The organism is Mucilaginibacter arboris (genome assembly GCF_009754915.1).
GTDB lineage: Bacteria > Bacteroidota > Bacteroidia > Sphingobacteriales > Sphingobacteriaceae > Mucilaginibacter_A > Mucilaginibacter_A arboris.
In genome coordinates this window covers 199,711-217,244 of record NZ_WPIK01000009.1, presented here as the reverse complement: position 1 = coordinate 217,244, position 17,534 = coordinate 199,711, and the positions used below count along the sequence as shown (strand labels likewise).

Genomic DNA, 17,534 nt, shown 5'->3' with positions numbered 1-17,534 from the left:
CCAAAGTTCTCTTTTTTGATGCTTACTCATTTATACTTTTATTAGCAACTTGGGTTATTTAGATAACAACCTCAGTATTTCATAATAAATTAAAATCCTCGTATTGAAGCACAATATTATTGTCTTCATATATTAGGCTAATTATTTAAGTGATAAAGTTTAAAATGCTTAATATTAAACGTCTGCTGTTTTGGATCCTGTTTAAATTTATATCAAAAAAAGATAGTACTTCTTTTATGCCAGCAAATTTAGTTTTTGCATCAGCTAAACAATAAACAAGGAAAAAGATTGGTAATTTTTAGTTTATAAAAGAAACATATAGAATAAACTGAATAAATTTTAAACAGGTCCTAAGCTATGCCGGAAAAGTTTTATCATCCTAATCAAGAAAAAACGTTCGATCACAAACCTACTCCTTTAAAATAAGCTATTATATTTATTAGTAAGAATTTGAATTTTGAAGATCAGAAGTCTCTGAACTTTAAAAAGTATAACTTTTTGTAGAAAAGTAACGTATCAGGTAACTCTATAACGGCTTTCTTACTTAATTAAAACAGCTTGATTTGTTAATAATATACTATTACCTTTATCCACAAAAAATACATTCTGAAACATGATTAAAAATTTATTTTACGGCCTATTGCTAATTTTCCTTGTATCTTCCTGTGCCACCAATAAAAATCTGACTTATTTTAAGGATGTAAACCGGTCTTCGATAACTACCGAAACTGCAGAACCATTCATTCCGGTTACTATCCAGCCACAAGATATTTTAGCTATTAACATCAGTAGTTTAAATCCTGATGCATCTGCCGTTTATAATCATGGAGTAGTTAGCACTAATGCAACTACCGTTACAGGTGCATCTGATGCAACAGCGGTAGCGAATGGTTATTTAGTAGATAAAGCAGGAAATATACAATTGCCAATATTAGGTAACATAAAAGCTGCCGGTTATACGGTCCCGGAATTTAAACAAGCATTAACTACTTTACTTTCAAAATATTTAAAAGAGCCTTACGTTACGGTAACCATTAGTAACTTCAAAGTAACTGTTATGGGAGACGTGGGAAGTCCAAGAGTACTTAGGGTACAAAACGACCGTTTAAATTTAACTGACGCTATAACACTGGCTGGAGATTTAAGCATAACTGCCGTAAGAAGTGATATTTTATTGATCCGGGAGCAAAATGGTAAGAGGTCTTATATTCCAATAAACTTAAATTCAAAAGATATATTTAATTCCCCTTACTATTATTTAAAAAATAATGATATTATTTATGTAACCCCTGGAAAATACAAATCCACTTTAGCTGCAGACAACTTCAGTAGAAACCTGGGCCTAATTGGGGGTATTGTATCTTTAATTATTTTGGGAGTTTCATTAATTACCAGGTAAACCTAATGGAAAACGAAACAATACAATACGAAAATTCTATTCAGTCAGATAACTTCAACGGTTTAAAATATTTTTTATCCAGGTGTTTATATCATTGGCCACTCTTCTTAATTGGCATCTTAATTACTACAGGTATTGCTTATTATAATATCCGTAAGGCAAAACCTTCTTATCAAGCTAGTGCAAAAATATTGGTTAATAATGGAAAGCCATCTGGTGAGAGTAATGCTTTGGAAAAATTAAATGTCACAGATGCATCTAAAGGAATAGACAATGAAATAGAAATATTAAAATCTAGGCCTATAGTTAGCCAGGCAGTCAATGATTTGGATTTATGGGTGACGTATGAAGAATCTGGTAAATATTACCAGAAAGATGTATATGCTACCAGCCCTATCCGTTTCAGACTTTCTAATAAAGCAAAAATAAAGGAAAATCAGGTATTTGAAATAATTGTTCTTGCGAATAATCGTTTTGTCTTGTTAAAATCAGACGGAACTGTGCTAAACGCATCGTTTAATAATATTTTAAAAAATAGCTTCGGCGAGTGGAAGTTAGACACTACAAAATATACAACTCAATATATTGGTAAAAAGATCAGGATTACATTAAGCAATCCTGATGCTATTGCTGGTAATTACCAGGGTAAAATAAGTATTGCAGCCGCAGCTACCGGATCTAACTTGTTAGATTTAACTGTTAGTGATGAAGTACCGGAACGTGGAAAAGCTTTTTTAACTGCTTTAATTAAAAATTACATAGCTGCAACAAAAGAAAACAAAAATCAGGCAACAGCAAATGCTTTGAAATTTTTGAATAACAGGCTTGCCACCATAACACAGGAGCTAAATGAAGCAGAGAAAAAAACAGCAGGTTATAAAAGCAGTAATAATTTTACAGATATTTCTGCTAAAGGCGGGGCTTATTTAGGAAACGTACAATCAAATGATGCTAAATTAGCTGAATTAAACATCCAGTTAGACTTGCTTTCTGGAATTGAAAATTATGTTAATTCTGCACGTAACGATGATAACGCTCCAGTAACAACCGGCATTTCTGATCCAAGCCTCGGTGCATTGGTAGGTCAACTATCTACAGCAATACAACAAAGAAATAAATTATTATCTACTACACCAGAAAGCAATCCAATCTTTGATCCAATTAATAAGCAAATTAAATATTTAAAGGATGCTATAAAAGAAACAATTCGTGGTGTCAGAACTTCGTTGCTTACTACAAAAAGACAATTAGAAGCTAACAATTCCCAGTTTGAATCGTCCTTTAAGGAAGTGCCTGCACAGGAAAGGGAATTTGTTGGTATGACCCGCCAAAAGTCATTAAAAGAAGATCAGTTCCTTTATTTATCACAACAGCGGGAAACTATTGCTTTAAATTATGCATCTACACTTTCTGATGTACAGGTTGTAGATGAACCACACGATGCAGGACTAACACCTTCAAAAGCACCTGTAATTTTAACTGCTGCATTTTTATTGGGATTAATTTTACCAGCCGGATTTGTTTATGGCCGTAATGCGATTAAAAACCAGATTATAGATAAACGTGAAATTGAAAACACTACAAATACGCCTGTAATTACCGAAGTGAATTATGAAGAAGATAATTCCCTTAAATCTATATTAAGCAGAAATGGTAATATATTAGGAGAGCAAATTAGGGAACTCCGTACGAGATTAGTATATCTGCATCAAAAGAAGCCTAAGGGCAGGGTTACCTTGTTTACTTCCAGCACCTCTGGTGAAGGAAAAACATTTATATCCAGTAATTTAGCGGTGGCTATTGCTGCATCAGGCAGAAAAACAATTATTTTAGAATTAGATCTAAGAAAACCAAAAGTTTCTAAAACTTTTGATCTTAACCCTGAATATCTTGGAATAAGTGATTTTTTATCAGGCCAAGTAAACGACATTAAAACGATTATTCAAACTACTTCAATTCGTCCAAATATGTTTGTTATAGGGGCCGGAACATTGCCTGATAACCCCTCTGAGCTTTTAGAAAATTACAGAATGCAGGAGATGTTGGATTTGTTAAAAACGGAATACGACGATATTCTATTAGATACACCTCCTGTTCATTTAGTAACAGATTCATTGATTTTAGCAGAATTATGTGATGTAACCTTATACGTCGTACGCCAGGGCTATACTTCTAAAGAAGAGCTGGACTATATCAAACGGATGTCTAAAGAAAAAAGGTTTCCTAAACTAAATATTGTTTTTAACGGAGTGCAAAATAATAAATATGGTAGTGGCTATCATTACGACAATAGTTATTATACACAAAACAAAAAAAAGAAATCTATAAAGTCTGCATTTAAAGACCTTTTAGACAGATTTTAATGCTTTTTCATATAACTATTATAGCAAATCATATAAGAAGTAAATTTTATGAACATACACTTCTCGCTTTAATAATGGCTTATTAATGCCTTTATATCATTTCCGTAAAATGCAGAATTTTTAATTTAAAGCATCAGGAACTAAAATTAGCTTAATTATACAGCTTAATTATCTCTTATTTTTATTGTTTTTGTATTTAATCAGTATGGGACTGAAAGGGCGAAGCCGTAAAATTACAATTATGATAAATTCACAATAAAGCCACATAACTTAAAATAATTTAATTCATATTTGTGTTTTATTACAACAGCTATAAAACAATACCTTATTTAATTAAAAATAATAAAAATTGAAATTATATTATCAAACAGGATATTTTAATTAATAGCATCAAACTAATAAGTTAAACGTTTCATTAAGATAAGTAAAAAGAACGAAAAATATAATGAATGAAAAATTAACTATATCTAATCAGGAATGGGACCTGGAAATTAAGCCTCAAAATAGTGCATTTGATTTACATTTAAGTGATGTATGGAAATACAGAGATCTTTTAGGATTGTTAGTAAGGAGAGACTTTGTGTCTTTTTACAAACAAACTATTTTAGGTCCCATCTGGTTCTTTGTGCAGCCTTTGGTAACCACCATTATGTTTACTTTTATTTTTGGGGGGCTTGCAAAAATATCTACAGATAAGCTCCCTCCGCCTTTATTTTACATGGCAGGTATTACAGCCTGGAATTATTTTGCAGATTGTTTGACTAAAACTTCAACTGTTTTTAGGGACAATGCAGATATTTTTGGAAAAGTATATTTTCCAAGGTTAATTATGCCCTTAAGTATTGTGCTGAGTAACCTAGTACGCTTTGGTGTTCAATTTTTGCTGTTTCTATTGGTCATGGCTTATTATGCATTTCATGGCGCTGCCTTTCATCCAACCTGGGCTATTGCTTTATTTCCAGTTGTGGTAATATTAATGGCTGCGATGGGTTTAGGTGCAGGTATGATTATTTCTGCCATGACTACTAAATATAGAGACCTAGCATTTTTACTTGCATTTGGCGTACAATTGTTAATGTATGCTACAACAGTTATTTATCCGTTATCAGCTGCCCCACCTAAATATCGTTGGTTAATTGCCGCTAATCCAATGACGGAATTAATAGAAACTTTTAGGTATGGATTTTTGGGTACAGGAAGCTTTAATTGGCCAGCATTAGGATATTCCACTTTAGCAACTATTGTATTTCTTTTTTTAGGTACAATTATTTTTAACAAGGTAGAAAAGAGTTTTGTTGATACTGTTTAACTATATCCAACTCCTAAATAAATTAAAGTTTACAATATGATTAATCCTGATCAGCCTCATCTTAAAATATTAAATACTTATTTCGATAAAATACTTATTTTAACTATTCAGAGAAATGCAAATAGAAGAGAGATACTTAAACAAGTTTTAGGCGGGTTAGATTACGAAATTTTTTATGGGGTAGAAGGCAGTATGCTGAAGTTAAAAGAACTTATAGAAAGCGGTGTGGTTGCAGCTAATATTCAGGATATCTATAAACAAACCAATATTGATTATATGAATATGGGATCTTCTCCTGTACATATTAATCAAATTGCCTGTTCTATGTCTCATATAAAAATGTATCAATATATTTTAGATAACCAATTAGATAAAGTATTAATTTTAGAAGATGATGTAATGCCTGTTGAAGAAAATTTAAAATATTTATCTGAAACACTAAATCAGGTACCTGATAATTGGGAATTATTATATTTAGGACATATTATTAATAATAACTTTAGCTTTTGGGGCAAACTAAAATATTATTATTTCATTAATTTTCTATACAAAGTTGGTATCAGAACAAAATCCATTATTCGTAAGAAAAACACTTATCCGGGCCCCTTTTCCACTTTATTAAGAAAAGATGGAGCCCATATTGGTACTCACGCTTATGCTGTACGGGGTAAAGGTGCTGTCAAATTAATTAAACTGCAAGAGCCGTTAAAACAAGCAGCACCTGATTTATTATTAATGGATGCTGTAGCAAAAAGAGTTGTTGTTTCTTATACTTCAAAATTTAACTTTTTTCAGCAAAACCCTAAAATTCATTCTTCTGTATGGGATGGTTTATAAAACTCTATTTATCCTGCTATTCATTAACATTTTATAACTAATCGCAACAAATTATTATATTATAAATTAGTTAAATCATTCTAAACATTAATAAACTTTAAACTATGACACAGAAAAAAGTGTATATTGCTGGTGCAGGTGGTATGTTAGGCGAAGCATTTTACCAGGTATTTAAAGATGATTATCTAATTAAATGTACCGACAAAGATGTGAATGCTAATTGGTTAAGTTTTTTGGATTTTCGTGATTTTGATAAATACAAACAAGATGTTGAAGAATTTAAACCTGACTACTTGTTCCATTTAGGGGCCTATACAGATCTTGAGTTTTGTGAACTTAATGTTGATGACACCTATTTAACGAATACTATAGCGGTTGAAAATGCAGTCTATATTGCAAATGAATTAAATATACCTCTGCTATATATTAGCACCGCCGGAATTTTTGATGGCAAAAAGGAGTTGTATGACGATTGGGACCAGCCTAACCCCTTAGGCCATTATGCCCGGTCAAAGTACATGGGAGAACGATATGTTGTTGAACATGCAGATAGATATGTAGTCTGCCGTGCCGGTTGGATGATGGGTGGCGGACCGGATAAAGACAAAAAATTTATTAATAAACTTATCAAGCAATTAGTTTCCGGAAAAAGAGATTTATATATCGTGGATGATAAAGACGGAACACCAACATTTACGGTAGATTTTGCTAAAAACGCAAAAGCGATTATTGAAAAAGAATACTGGGGCTTATATAATTTAGTTTGTAAAGGACAAACCAGCCGACGCGAAGTTGCAGAAGAACTGGTAAATATAATTGGCTTGCAAGATAAAGTAGTTTTTCATGATGTAACGTCTGAGTATTTTAAAGAAACATACTTTGCCCAGAGGCCTGCTTGCGAACGATTAGTTAATAAAAAGTTAGAGTTACGCGAATTAAATATTATGCGCGATTGGCGGATTGCTTTAAAAAATTATATTGGCCTTTATTTTTCGGAGTATTTGAAGGATAAATTTTAAGCCAGCTATTAAATTTAAAAGGATAATATACTTCTTTTATCACTTAAAAATATGATAGGTTTCCTATTATAATTCAAATTAACCCAACCTATTGTAAGTAAAATTTTACAAAAATAAATTTCTGTTTCACTGTTCTATTTTAGAAAGTATAATTAAAACTAATCTAATTGGATTTAAATAAATTAAAACTATACACCGATCTTACCCTACTCAAAATAGATCAGCCTGTAGTTGATTTATTAGTCCCTTTTTGTGGCCAGGACAGTAAAGAAAGAAACCCCGAATTAAATATAACCATAGGGAGGTTTGACAAGTTTGAAAAAGAAGGTAAGAGATTTATTGAACTTACTTCTATTGAAGAAAGTGACGCTTGTTTACTGCCCGTTAGATATACCCAAAAAGAAAACGATATCAAGTTTGAGCAGGAAATCAAAACTTTTGCTGAGCAGGCTGAAAAAAGCGGAAAAAAAACATTTGTATTTTTAGGATCCGACATTGATTATTTTAATGTTAAGATCAAAAATTCAATCATCTTCTGTAATACCCTGTACCAATCCAGGAGAAAAAGCAATGAATTTGCTTTTACATTTTTCTTTGAGGATTTTATAGCTGAATATTACAACAATCAATTACCCATAAGGGCCAAAAAAACTGTTCCTACAATAGGGTTTTGCGGCTTTGCCCCTCCCCTGGCACAAAAGTTTGGATTTTACAAGGTAAAAGAAGCATTAAGACTGGCAATGAATTACCTGGGCGTCATGAAGACTTTTCCTTCTATATCAGCACATTCTTATCGGGTTAGGGCATTATTATCTATTCTAAAAAGCAAAAAAGTTAAAAATAATTTTGTAATCAGATCTAACTTTGGTTTTGGTGGGCCTGTTGGTGGTTTATACCCGGGTGGCATTAAAGAATTAAACGCTTCTTTTAGAAAAGGCTATGTAGAAAATATCATTGATAGCGATTATACTTTATGTGTAAGGGGATATGGAAATAACTCGATACGTTTTTTTGAGGCATTATGTTGTGGTAGAATACCCGTTTTTGTAAATACAGATTGTGTTTTACCTTTTGATTTTATTATCGACTGGAAAAAATATTGCGTTTGGGTAGAAGAAGATGAAATCAATCAAATTCCGGAAAAAGTATTGGAATTTCATAATAGCTTATCAGCAGAAGAATTTAAAGAACTGCAAATAAATATCAGAAATATCTGGAAAGAATACTTTACGCCGGAAGGTTTCTATAAACACCTGCATTTACACTTATAATTCTGATAAAGCTGATACAAAAAATAATTTCTATTAATTAACAAAAAAAATATGTCAACAGCCATTAAGGTTGAAAATCTTTCAAAAGCATACCAATTAGGTACTATCGGTACAGGTACCCTTTCCAGAGATTTAGAAAGGTGGTTCGCTAAAGTACGCGGCAAAGAAGACCCGTTTATGACCATCGGGGAAGCTAACGATCGTTCTGTGAAAGGCGCCAGCGATATAGTGCTGAGTTTAAACAATATTAGTTTTGATATACAGCAAGGCGATGCAGTAGGTATCATCGGCCGTAATGGTGCAGGCAAAAGTACTTTGTTAAAACTTTTAAGCCGGGTTACCTCCCCTACTACAGGTAGTATTAAAGTAAAGGGCCGCATAGCAAGTTTACTGGAAGTAGGTACAGGCTTTCATCCGGAATTGACTGGAAGGGAAAATATCTTTTTGAATGGTGCAATTCTAGGGATGCGTAAAAAAGAGATCAAAAGAAAATTTGATGAAATAGTTGACTTTGCAGGTGTAGAAAGATATATTGATACACCTGTAAAACGTTATTCATCCGGAATGTATGTACGATTGGCCTTTGCTGTAGCTGCTCACTTGGAATCTGAAATATTGATTGTTGATGAAGTACTTGCTGTTGGAGACGCCGAATTTCAAAAAAAGTGTTTAGGTAAGATGGGGGAAGTAAGCAAAGGTGAAGGCAGAACTGTTCTCTTTGTAAGTCATAATATTAGTTCTGTTAGAAATTTATGTACAACAGGTCTACTACTTGTAAACGGAAGCCTTAAAGCTGCTTCTACAGTAAATAATGTTATTAATGAATATGTAAGTACAAAAAAATCTTCTTTAGTATGGGAAGGTAGAAATGGAGATGATGCTATCGTAATTACTAAAACATTCATTTCTACAAATAATAAAACTGAAGCTTTTTTTACTTCTGATGAAATTATAATAACTATTAATCTTGAAATTTTACAAAACTTAGGTGAAATTGGGGTAGGTTTTAATATACTTTCAAGTGAACATAGCCCTCTTGCAAGAATATTTTTCAATGATTATAATGATCTAAATACTTTAGCAATTGGGAAGTATGAAATAATTTTTACCATACCATCTTATAGTTTAGCATCAGGTTCTTATGAGGTAGTTTTTGATATCTCTCTGCCTGGTATAAAAAAAGTAAATTCAGATAAAGTTAATTTAGGATTTGAACTTAGCTCTGAAAGTTTAATTGGAAATAGGTATTATAACGAAAATGTCCCGGGCTTTAATTCTTTATTTAGACCTAATTGGTTTACGGTAGCAAATAAACTACAATAGCTTTAGAAGTTTATAATTCTATTAATCACTTTACCTTGCTCAAATAAGTTAAATCTAAAAACGTTACATATTATATTAGCTATATTTAAATGATTTCAATTGTAGTTTCAACATATCAACCGATTTTTTTAGAAAATCTTAAGAAAAATCTTGAGCAGACAATTAAGATAGAATATGAGATAATTGCAATAGAAAATAAAGGGGAAATGGGAATTTGCAAAGCTTATAATATAGGCGCAGAAAAAGCAAAATTTCCATATTTATGTTTTGTACATGAAGATATTGCTTTTAAGACAATAAATTGGCCAGAACCTTTAATGAAAAAATTTGAAACAGATTTAACAACAGGCGTAATTGGTATAGGTGGAAGCAAATATAAAAGTCTTTCGCCTAGTGGTTTATTAAGCGGGCTGAAAGAGCTTGACCCTATACACATTGTGCAGCATTCTAAACACAAAAAGAATGAATATGTCAATTATCTATATCAAAGCTTCGAAGAAGTGGTTTGTCTTGATGGAGTATTTTTATTTACAAAAAAAGAAATTTGGATGAAAAATAAATTTGATGAATCCACTTTTAATAATTTCCATTGTTATGATTTAGATTTTTCTTTTAATATTGGGCTGAGTAAGAAAGTTTTAGTAACTAATAAAGTTTTATTAGAACATCTTTCTATGGGTTCTTATAATAAAAGCTGGATCGATGAAACTATTAAATTTCATAACAAATGGAAACTTTTATTACCGAAAGGAAAAATCAATCGAAAAACTCAAATGAAAGTAGAATGGAATAATAAAATTACTTTTTTACTACGAATGCTTAACTTTAAATATCCGTTAATTAAACTTTTCGGCATAGGTTTAAATTATGGTTTTATAAAATTTTTTTCTGTGATTAAGGGGTTAACAGTTATAAAAGTGATAGTTTTTGGGCATACTAAAAATATCTTATGGACACAAAGATAATTCCTCAGGTTTCTGTTATCATTCCAAATTACAATCATTCTAATTACTTAATAAAACGTATAGAGTCAGTATTAAATCAGTCCTACCAGGACTTTGAGCTAATTATACTTGATGATTGTTCTACAGATAATAGTAGAGAAATTATTGAACCATATAAAAACAATAAAAAAGTTAGCAAAATTCTCTTTAATGAGAAGAACAGTAGTTCTACCTTTAAACAATGGCAAAAAGGTATAAATACAGCAAATGGAAAGTATATATGGATAGCAGAAAGTGATGATTATGCAGACCTGTCATTTTTAAAAGAAGCAGTAAAAAGATTTACCAACGATCCGGAAGTTGGAATCGTATATTGTGATTCGAGCGTAGTCAGAGATAAAAAAATTGAAACTGATTTTTATAAAAAATACAGAAATAGCAACTTTAAAACCAATCGTTGGGATTTTGATTATTTAACAACAGGTAAGGATGAAGTTAATAATTACCTGATTTATGATTGTACTATAAATAATACAAGTGCAATGATTTTTAAAAAGAATCTTGTTGATGATCGTTTATTTCATAATTTAAATTTATTCCGATATTCAGGAGACTGGTACTTTTTTTTGTATATAGCTCAGAATTGTAAAATAAGTTATATAAGTTCTGCACTAAACTACTTTAGGCAAGGAACTAATAATTTTGCAAAAGGAGTAAAATCTCCCTTAAACCACTTTAGAGAAAGATCGGTCGTTCGATATCAAATATTAAAAGACTTTCCGGAAAATATAGATTCTTCCAAAAAAGTATTTAAGCAATTAGGTGAAGAATTTATGTTTAAGTTATTTGAAACCATTAAAAGCCCTTCTAATATTGGCAGATTTTATAAAACTTGTAAACAACTGTATAGCTTTAATAAAAAGTTTTTCTTTAAACAATTAAAGTATTCATTCAGCAAATAGTTATCGTAATGAAAATTTTAATTGTTTCGCATGGGGTAATAAATAATGATTCTGGATTGGGTAGAGTTCACTACGAGCTGATCCAGGAGTACAAGAAGGCCGGTCATTTGGTTGAAAAAGTTGACTATTCAGACTTATACCCAAAAGGACAAAATAAATTTCAAAGGGTTTTTGGAAGTTCTTTCACTGAAAAGCTTTTAAATTATCTACAAAAAAATGCTTTTAAATACAATGTTATAGATGCAAACTTTGAAAATGTTGCTTTCCCTAAAGAATCATTTGGATTTAAAGGCGTTTTATTTGTTCGTTCACATGGTATTCGTCCACTATATATAGTAGCGGCTGAAAAAATTGAGCGATACGCAAAAGTGCTTGAAGCCGAAGGGAAAGCAAAAAAAAGTATAAAGGGTATTGCTGGTTCTTATATTAGAAGCTTATACAAAGATTTAACGCTTGAAGATTTTGAAGCATCATTAAAATATGCAGACGTTGTTCATTGTTTAAATACTCATGAATATGAATATTTTATTAAAAACGGAGTAGAAAAAAACAAGTTAGTTTTTATTCCCAATGGTCTACCACAACATGTTCTTACAGGTTTATATTTAGATCCAAGTGTAAGAAAAAAAAACAATGCTATCATCTCATTTTTAGGTTCATGGAGTTTTGTAAAGGGCATTAAAGATTGGAGAAGTATCTCTAATTTTTTAATAAAAAACAGTGAATTAAAAGAAATTCATATTTTGGGTTGCGTAGTGTCTGAAGATATGGTCAAAAGCGATTTTGATGATAGTGTTTTCAATCTATTAAAGATAACATCTACTTTTAAACCAAATCAATTATCTTATCTGCTTGAGAAAACAAAAGTTGGAGTATTTCCTTCATACATGGAAGGCTTTGGATTTGCTGTTTTAGAGCAATTAGCTGCAGGAATACCAGTTGTAGCATATAATATACCAGGTGTGGCAGATATGCTAAATCAAGTTGATCCTACACTTTTAATTGAACCCGGAAAAATTGAAAATTTAGTTGAAAAAGTAAAATATCTTTTAAACTTAAATGAAGATGCTTACGAAAGGTTATCAAATAAGTGTATTGAAGTATCTAAAAGGTACATATTAGAAAACTTAGCACCTGTTTATTTACAGACATTTGAAAATTCATTAAAAACGCTTAATGGATAATTATAGATTAAGTATTGCTTTAGTTACCAGAAACAGACCTGATTTATTAGAAACTTGTTTAAAAAGCTTATATCAGCAACCTCACATCTGGTCTGAGATTGTGATATCTGATGACTCTTCCACAGAAGAATTTATCCTACAAAATAGAAATTTGTCTAATAGGTATGATGCTAAATATTTAGAAGGGCCTAAAAAAGGCCTTTATGCCAATAGAAATTTTGTTGCTAAAAGTTGCGGTGGAACACATATCAGAACTATGGACGACGATCATACATTTCCACAAGATCATTTGAAGATATGTTTAGATAAAATAGCAGAAGACCCCGATGCAATATGGGTTATTGGAGAATATAATACAACAGAAACTCCTTTGCCTCCACCTCACCCCGTTCCTAGTGAAATTCATCCTAGAGGTTTTTCAATAACGCCTAAAGACCCTCAGAATTCAAGAGCAATTTCTTGTGGGGCAAGTATTTACCCGCAAAAAGTAATAACATCAAATATTTTAAATAATGAGGATTTTAAGTTTGGCTCAGTTTATTTAGAATACGGATCACGACTTAAATATTTAGGGTTTCGAATAAGGCACATTTCTGAAACTTATGTAATTCATAATTTCAATTTTAATACACGATCCTACAATAATGATACTGAAATATTGAATAGTAATATTTATGCAATGCTGACTTTATCTTTTGTATATGAACCTACTGTAATAAATAAATTTTATACTATATCTCAATTAACTTATTATCTTACAAAAGATTATCAAGTAGTTAAAAAACTAATTGGTGAGAATTGGAAAAGAGTTCAGCTTCTAAAAATTAAGTTAAGAGATTTTAAACATTTGAATTAGTAGTTAGATAACTAAGGAAGAAAAACTTATCTATTGTTCTTAATGGTCAATGCTTATTTTATAACTATATTATAATTATTCCATTATAATCACAAGGTAACTTTGAAGCAACTATAAGCAAACAAAACTAAATGATTACCCTATCTATTGGCATTCCTACCTATCAGAGGCCTGCTTTATTAAAAAGACTAATTACTTCAATAATAGATCAAAAAGAAATTTCGGAATATAATATAGAAATTTTAATTGGTGACGATTCTCCAAAAAGTGTTTATACTGATATTGAAGATGTTATAAGTATGCTACCAGCTAATGTTTCTTTGAAATATGAGCATCACATACCAAGCAAGGGACAAAATGAAAATGTTGGATATTTAATAGAAAAAGCAAAAGGAGAGTACTTTTGTTTAATGCATGATGATGATTATTTTTTAGAAGAATCAATAAGTACTCTTTTAAGAGAAGCTCAAAAAAATCTTAATTGTATCGTTTTTGGTAAACAATTGTTTTTTTCTAATGAATATGATTATAAAAGCTCTGATAAAGTAAATGACGATTTTAAAAGAAGTGCTTCATTTAAAGGTAAACAAAAAGATAGTGTTGCTATGGCAATGCTACAACAGTGTCCAAATGATGGTTTTATATTGCCAACAACTTCAGCTAAAAGTTTAGGTTCCAGGCCGGCAAGTATTATAGGTACAGCTTGCGATTTTGATTTTGCTCTGCGTGCGGCAGCTATAGAAAAATTAGGCTTTTATTTTATTGATCAGTATACTACTGTTTATGCAATATCAGATGAATCTGTTACTAATAGTCATGAAAACAATGCGGGAGAAAGGAAACTAAAAATACTATATGAATTCGGCACGGATAAAACCCATCCAAAAACCTTTCATGAAATATTAAAAACAGATCTTTCAATGGTTATTAGTCATTATATTCTCGTGAAAAATTACATCGAGGCAAAGAAGTATCTATTTTCATTGAAAAACATATTTAATTACTTGTGGTATAAACCTGTAACATACTTGCAAATTCTTAAAGTGCTTTTTTAGGGTGTAAGAGTTAGCAAGGTAATTGGAATTTTTTAAGAAGTAAAAAAAACTGCACATCAACAATTTGCTTAAATTTATTCAAAAGGCTGGTTTTGTTCTTCGTTTTCAACTAGGAAGCAGTTTTAATAGCAAGATTCGATATTTATGGTTTTCCTGTATCGGAATGAAGATAGGCAGAGGTACTGTTGTACCTAAACTTTCCGTCACCTGGCCTCATCAGGTAGAGATAGGTAAAAACTGTAAGCTTGAACAACATATTTACTTCAAATATGATAATCCCTGGCTTCCGGGACCATCTATTATCATAGGAGATACTGTTTTTATTGGTAATGGTTGCGAATTCAATATCACAGAAGGAATTACAGTAGGTAATGATTGTTTAATTGCCTCAGGTTGTAGATTTATTGATCATGACCATGGAATAAATATTAACAAGTTAATGCATAGTCAGGTTGGCACGAGAGCCGCCATTACTATTGGTAACGATGTGTGGCTTGGATGTAATGTAGTAGTATTAAAAGGTGCTGTAATTGGAACCGGAGCTGTTGTTGCTGCTGGGGCAGTAGTAACTAAACCTATACCAGCTTATGAAATTTGGGGCGGTGTGCCTGCAAAAAAAATTGGTGAAAGAAATACTTCCGGTTTCATAAAAAAAACGACTTCATAAAATTTTCGCATAATATATAATTTCATCTTTACCATTTTAAACGGAGTTAATTTAATGGTTTTATTAACCCGTATTATTAAATATGCCTACAGCCATTCAAGTTAAAAATATTTCTAAAGCATATCAATTAGGCCAAATTGGCACAGGTACCATATCCAGGGATTTAGAAAGATGGTTTGCCAGGGTTCGGGGCAAAGAAGACCCTTATTTAAAAATTGGTGAAACCAATGACCGTACAAGCAAAGGTAGCAGTGATATTGTTTGGAGTTTAAAAGATATAAACTTCGATATTAAACAAGGCGATGCTGTGGGTATTATTGGACGTAATGGTGCCGGAAAAAGTACCCTTTTAAAATTATTGAGCCGCGTAACCGCCCCTACTACAGGCAATATTAAAGTAAAAGGCCGGATTGCAAGTCTGTTGGAAGTTGGAACCGGTTTTCATCCAGAGTTAAGCGGCCGCGAAAACATTTTTTTAAATGGTGCCATTTTGGGTATGCGTAAAAAAGAAATTGCAGCCAAATTTGATGAAATTGTTGATTTTGCAGGTGTTGAACGTTATGTAGATACACCCGTTAAGCGCTACTCCTCTGGCATGTACGTTCGCTTAGCTTTTGCTGTTGCAGCCCATTTGGAATCTGAAATATTAATTGTGGATGAAGTTTTAGCTGTAGGCGATGCAGAATTTCAGAAAAAGTGCCTAGGGAAAATGGGGGAAGTAAGCCAGGGCGAAGGCCGAACAGTATTATTTGTTAGCCATAATATGGCTTCTGTTAAACAGCTTTGTAAGAAAGGTATTGTGCTGGATAAGGGCAATATTGGTTACAATGGCTCTGTTGAGCAGGCAATCCATTTTTATAAAGAGCAGGGGACTGTACAAGAAAACAAGGATTTAAAAGAATTAATTAAGGTTAAACATGCTGCTTTAGCAATAGATCAGATTTTGATTAATCATAAACAAGATGCTTTAATTGAATTAAATGCCGATCAGCATAATTTAGAAATTGAAATTAACGGATCTTCTGTTGAACCGCTACAGTTAAACATTGAAGTTAAAATTTTTACTTTAGAAGGTGTGCTGGTATCTTTTTATAGTCCGGCACATTTATATGCCGAAATTGTAACAATCGGACCAGGGAAATTTTCATTCAAAGATAATTTACGGCTTCCGGATAATTTTGTAAACGGAGAATATTATATCAACATTGAATTGGATTATCCGAATATGGAAAGGTATTTAACCACAGATGGAATTTCACTAGTTAAACATGGGCGTGTAACAGCCACAGGTAAAGAAATTACCTATAACGATTTTGGTTTCTTTTTAATCAACCGAAATGGAAAGTAAAAAGTGGATCGAAAATTATAATAAACTTAATAATTCATTTCAAAAAACACTTGTTTTTAGGGTTGGCATACAAGCAGGATTATATTCTGAGATCAATCACATGTTCCTGGCTATTTTGTTCTGCTTAAAAAACAACATCAAATTTGTACTATCGTCCAGGGACAATAATTTTTCTTATGATAAGGGCTGGGAAGATTACTTCCTTCCTTTTTGTGAGGAAAGCTATTCTAAAGTACACTTAAAGTATAACGCAAGAAGCTATCAGATTAAGCCTACGATCCCTAATATTATCAAAACTAAAATCATTAGGAAAACTTTGGGAATAGATTATTTGACCCAGGATATTTGGACTTTTATAAGAGATGCAAAATTTCAAAATGAAACTTTTGATATACCACAATTAGGAATATCCGGAAATTTAGTAAGTGCGTTGCAGATGGTTGTAAACAATGTTTGGAATTTTCAACCTGATATACAACAAGAGATAAACGGTAGAATTCAAGGTTTAAACCTGCCAACTGAGTATGTAGGAGTTCATTTAAGAAGTGGAGATAAAGTCACAGAAGCTAAAGTATCATCGGCACACGAATATATTAATTACATCAAAAATATCACTCCTTTAAAAAACTTGTTTGTTTTTACAGATGATTATAAAAACATTAGCGAACTAAAAAGTTCTTTTACTGATTATCGGATTTATACTTTTTGCAAGGAAGGTGAAAAAGGTTTTAGTGAAGGTGCATATAACCGGCTGAACAAAGAAGCAAAGAAGGAAATGACCATCAAAGTATTAACAGATTCAGAGGCTTTGTACAAATCTTCTGTTTTTGTAGGTACAATGAGTTCTAATGTTGGCCTGTTTATAGGCATGCAAAGAAATGCAAAATTGTGGTATGGAATTGATGCTAATGATTGGCGAATGTGGTAAATATCTTTGCTATAAGTTTTACTAATATTTACATACTGTTTTTAAGGCATGTTTTTCTATATAATTCAA

15 protein-coding genes are annotated in these 17,534 nt (G+C 31.7%); all 15 read left to right on the top strand.

The window, feature by feature from the left end; genetic code table 11:
• The first annotated feature begins 613 nt into the window (after positions 1-613).
• The 15 genes from GO621_RS11970 (at position 614) to GO621_RS11900 (ending at position 17,465) form a co-directional block, all read left to right on the top strand.
• On the top strand, positions 614-1,399 hold the full coding sequence (locus GO621_RS11970; RefSeq protein ID WP_157567300.1) for a polysaccharide biosynthesis/export family protein: 786 nt from the start codon (positions 614-616) through the stop codon (positions 1,397-1,399).
• A gap of 5 nt (positions 1,400-1,404) precedes the next feature.
• The gene (locus tag GO621_RS11965) at positions 1,405-3,762 is read left to right on the top strand and encodes a GumC family protein (RefSeq protein WP_157567298.1); all 2,358 of its coding nucleotides are present in this window, start codon (positions 1,405-1,407) and stop codon (positions 3,760-3,762) included.
• 445 nt (positions 3,763-4,207) lie between these two features.
• Positions 4,208-5,071 carry an ABC transporter permease gene (locus GO621_RS11960; RefSeq protein WP_157567296.1) on the top strand — a complete coding sequence of 288 codons (864 nt, stop codon included), beginning with the start codon at positions 4,208-4,210 and terminating at the stop codon, positions 5,069-5,071.
• Positions 5,072-5,107: 36 nt separating this feature from the next.
• A complete protein-coding gene (locus tag GO621_RS11955) occupies positions 5,108-5,908 on the top strand; it encodes a glycosyltransferase family 25 protein (RefSeq protein WP_157567294.1) in 801 nt (266 codons plus the stop codon).
• A gap of 104 nt (positions 5,909-6,012) precedes the next feature.
• Entirely contained in the window at positions 6,013-6,927 is a 915-nt protein-coding gene (locus tag GO621_RS11950; protein WP_157567292.1) for an SDR family oxidoreductase, read from the top strand.
• Between the two features lie 167 nt (positions 6,928-7,094).
• A complete protein-coding gene (locus GO621_RS11945) occupies positions 7,095-8,198 on the top strand; it encodes an exostosin domain-containing protein (protein ID WP_157567290.1) in 1,104 nt (367 codons plus the stop codon).
• A 51-nt stretch (positions 8,199-8,249) separates the two neighbouring features.
• Positions 8,250-9,521, top strand: a complete 1,272-nt coding sequence (locus GO621_RS19075) for an ABC transporter ATP-binding protein (protein ID WP_157567288.1) — start codon at positions 8,250-8,252, stop codon at positions 9,519-9,521.
• An 89-nt stretch (positions 9,522-9,610) separates the two neighbouring features.
• Positions 9,611-10,486 carry a glycosyltransferase gene (locus GO621_RS11935; protein ID WP_157567286.1) on the top strand — a complete coding sequence of 292 codons (876 nt, stop codon included), beginning with the start codon at positions 9,611-9,613 and terminating at the stop codon, positions 10,484-10,486.
• On the top strand, positions 10,471-11,427 hold the full coding sequence (locus GO621_RS11930; protein WP_157567284.1) for a glycosyltransferase family 2 protein: 957 nt from the start codon (positions 10,471-10,473) through the stop codon (positions 11,425-11,427). Before GO621_RS11935 ends, GO621_RS11930 begins: the two co-directional genes overlap by 16 nt.
• 8 nt (positions 11,428-11,435) lie before the next feature.
• The gene (locus tag GO621_RS11925; RefSeq protein WP_157567282.1) at positions 11,436-12,611 is read left to right on the top strand and encodes a glycosyltransferase family 4 protein; all 1,176 of its coding nucleotides are present in this window, start codon (positions 11,436-11,438) and stop codon (positions 12,609-12,611) included.
• A complete protein-coding gene (locus GO621_RS11920) occupies positions 12,604-13,467 on the top strand; it encodes a glycosyltransferase family 2 protein (RefSeq protein WP_157567280.1) in 864 nt (287 codons plus the stop codon). The genes GO621_RS11925 and GO621_RS11920 overlap by 8 nt, the downstream gene beginning before the upstream one ends.
• Positions 13,468-13,598: 131 nt before the next feature.
• The gene (locus GO621_RS11915) at positions 13,599-14,522 is read left to right on the top strand and encodes a glycosyltransferase family 2 protein (RefSeq protein ID WP_157567277.1); all 924 of its coding nucleotides are present in this window, start codon (positions 13,599-13,601) and stop codon (positions 14,520-14,522) included.
• A gap of 64 nt (positions 14,523-14,586) precedes the next feature.
• A complete protein-coding gene (locus tag GO621_RS11910) occupies positions 14,587-15,189 on the top strand; it encodes an acyltransferase (protein ID WP_232335639.1) in 603 nt (200 codons plus the stop codon).
• 82 nt (positions 15,190-15,271) lie between these two features.
• Positions 15,272-16,537 carry an ABC transporter ATP-binding protein gene (locus GO621_RS11905; RefSeq protein WP_157567275.1) on the top strand — a complete coding sequence of 422 codons (1,266 nt, stop codon included), beginning with the start codon at positions 15,272-15,274 and terminating at the stop codon, positions 16,535-16,537.
• A complete protein-coding gene (locus GO621_RS11900; protein ID WP_157567273.1) occupies positions 16,527-17,465 on the top strand; it encodes an O-fucosyltransferase family protein in 939 nt (312 codons plus the stop codon). The genes GO621_RS11905 and GO621_RS11900 overlap by 11 nt, the downstream gene beginning before the upstream one ends.
• Positions 17,466-17,534: the final 69 nt, after the last annotated feature.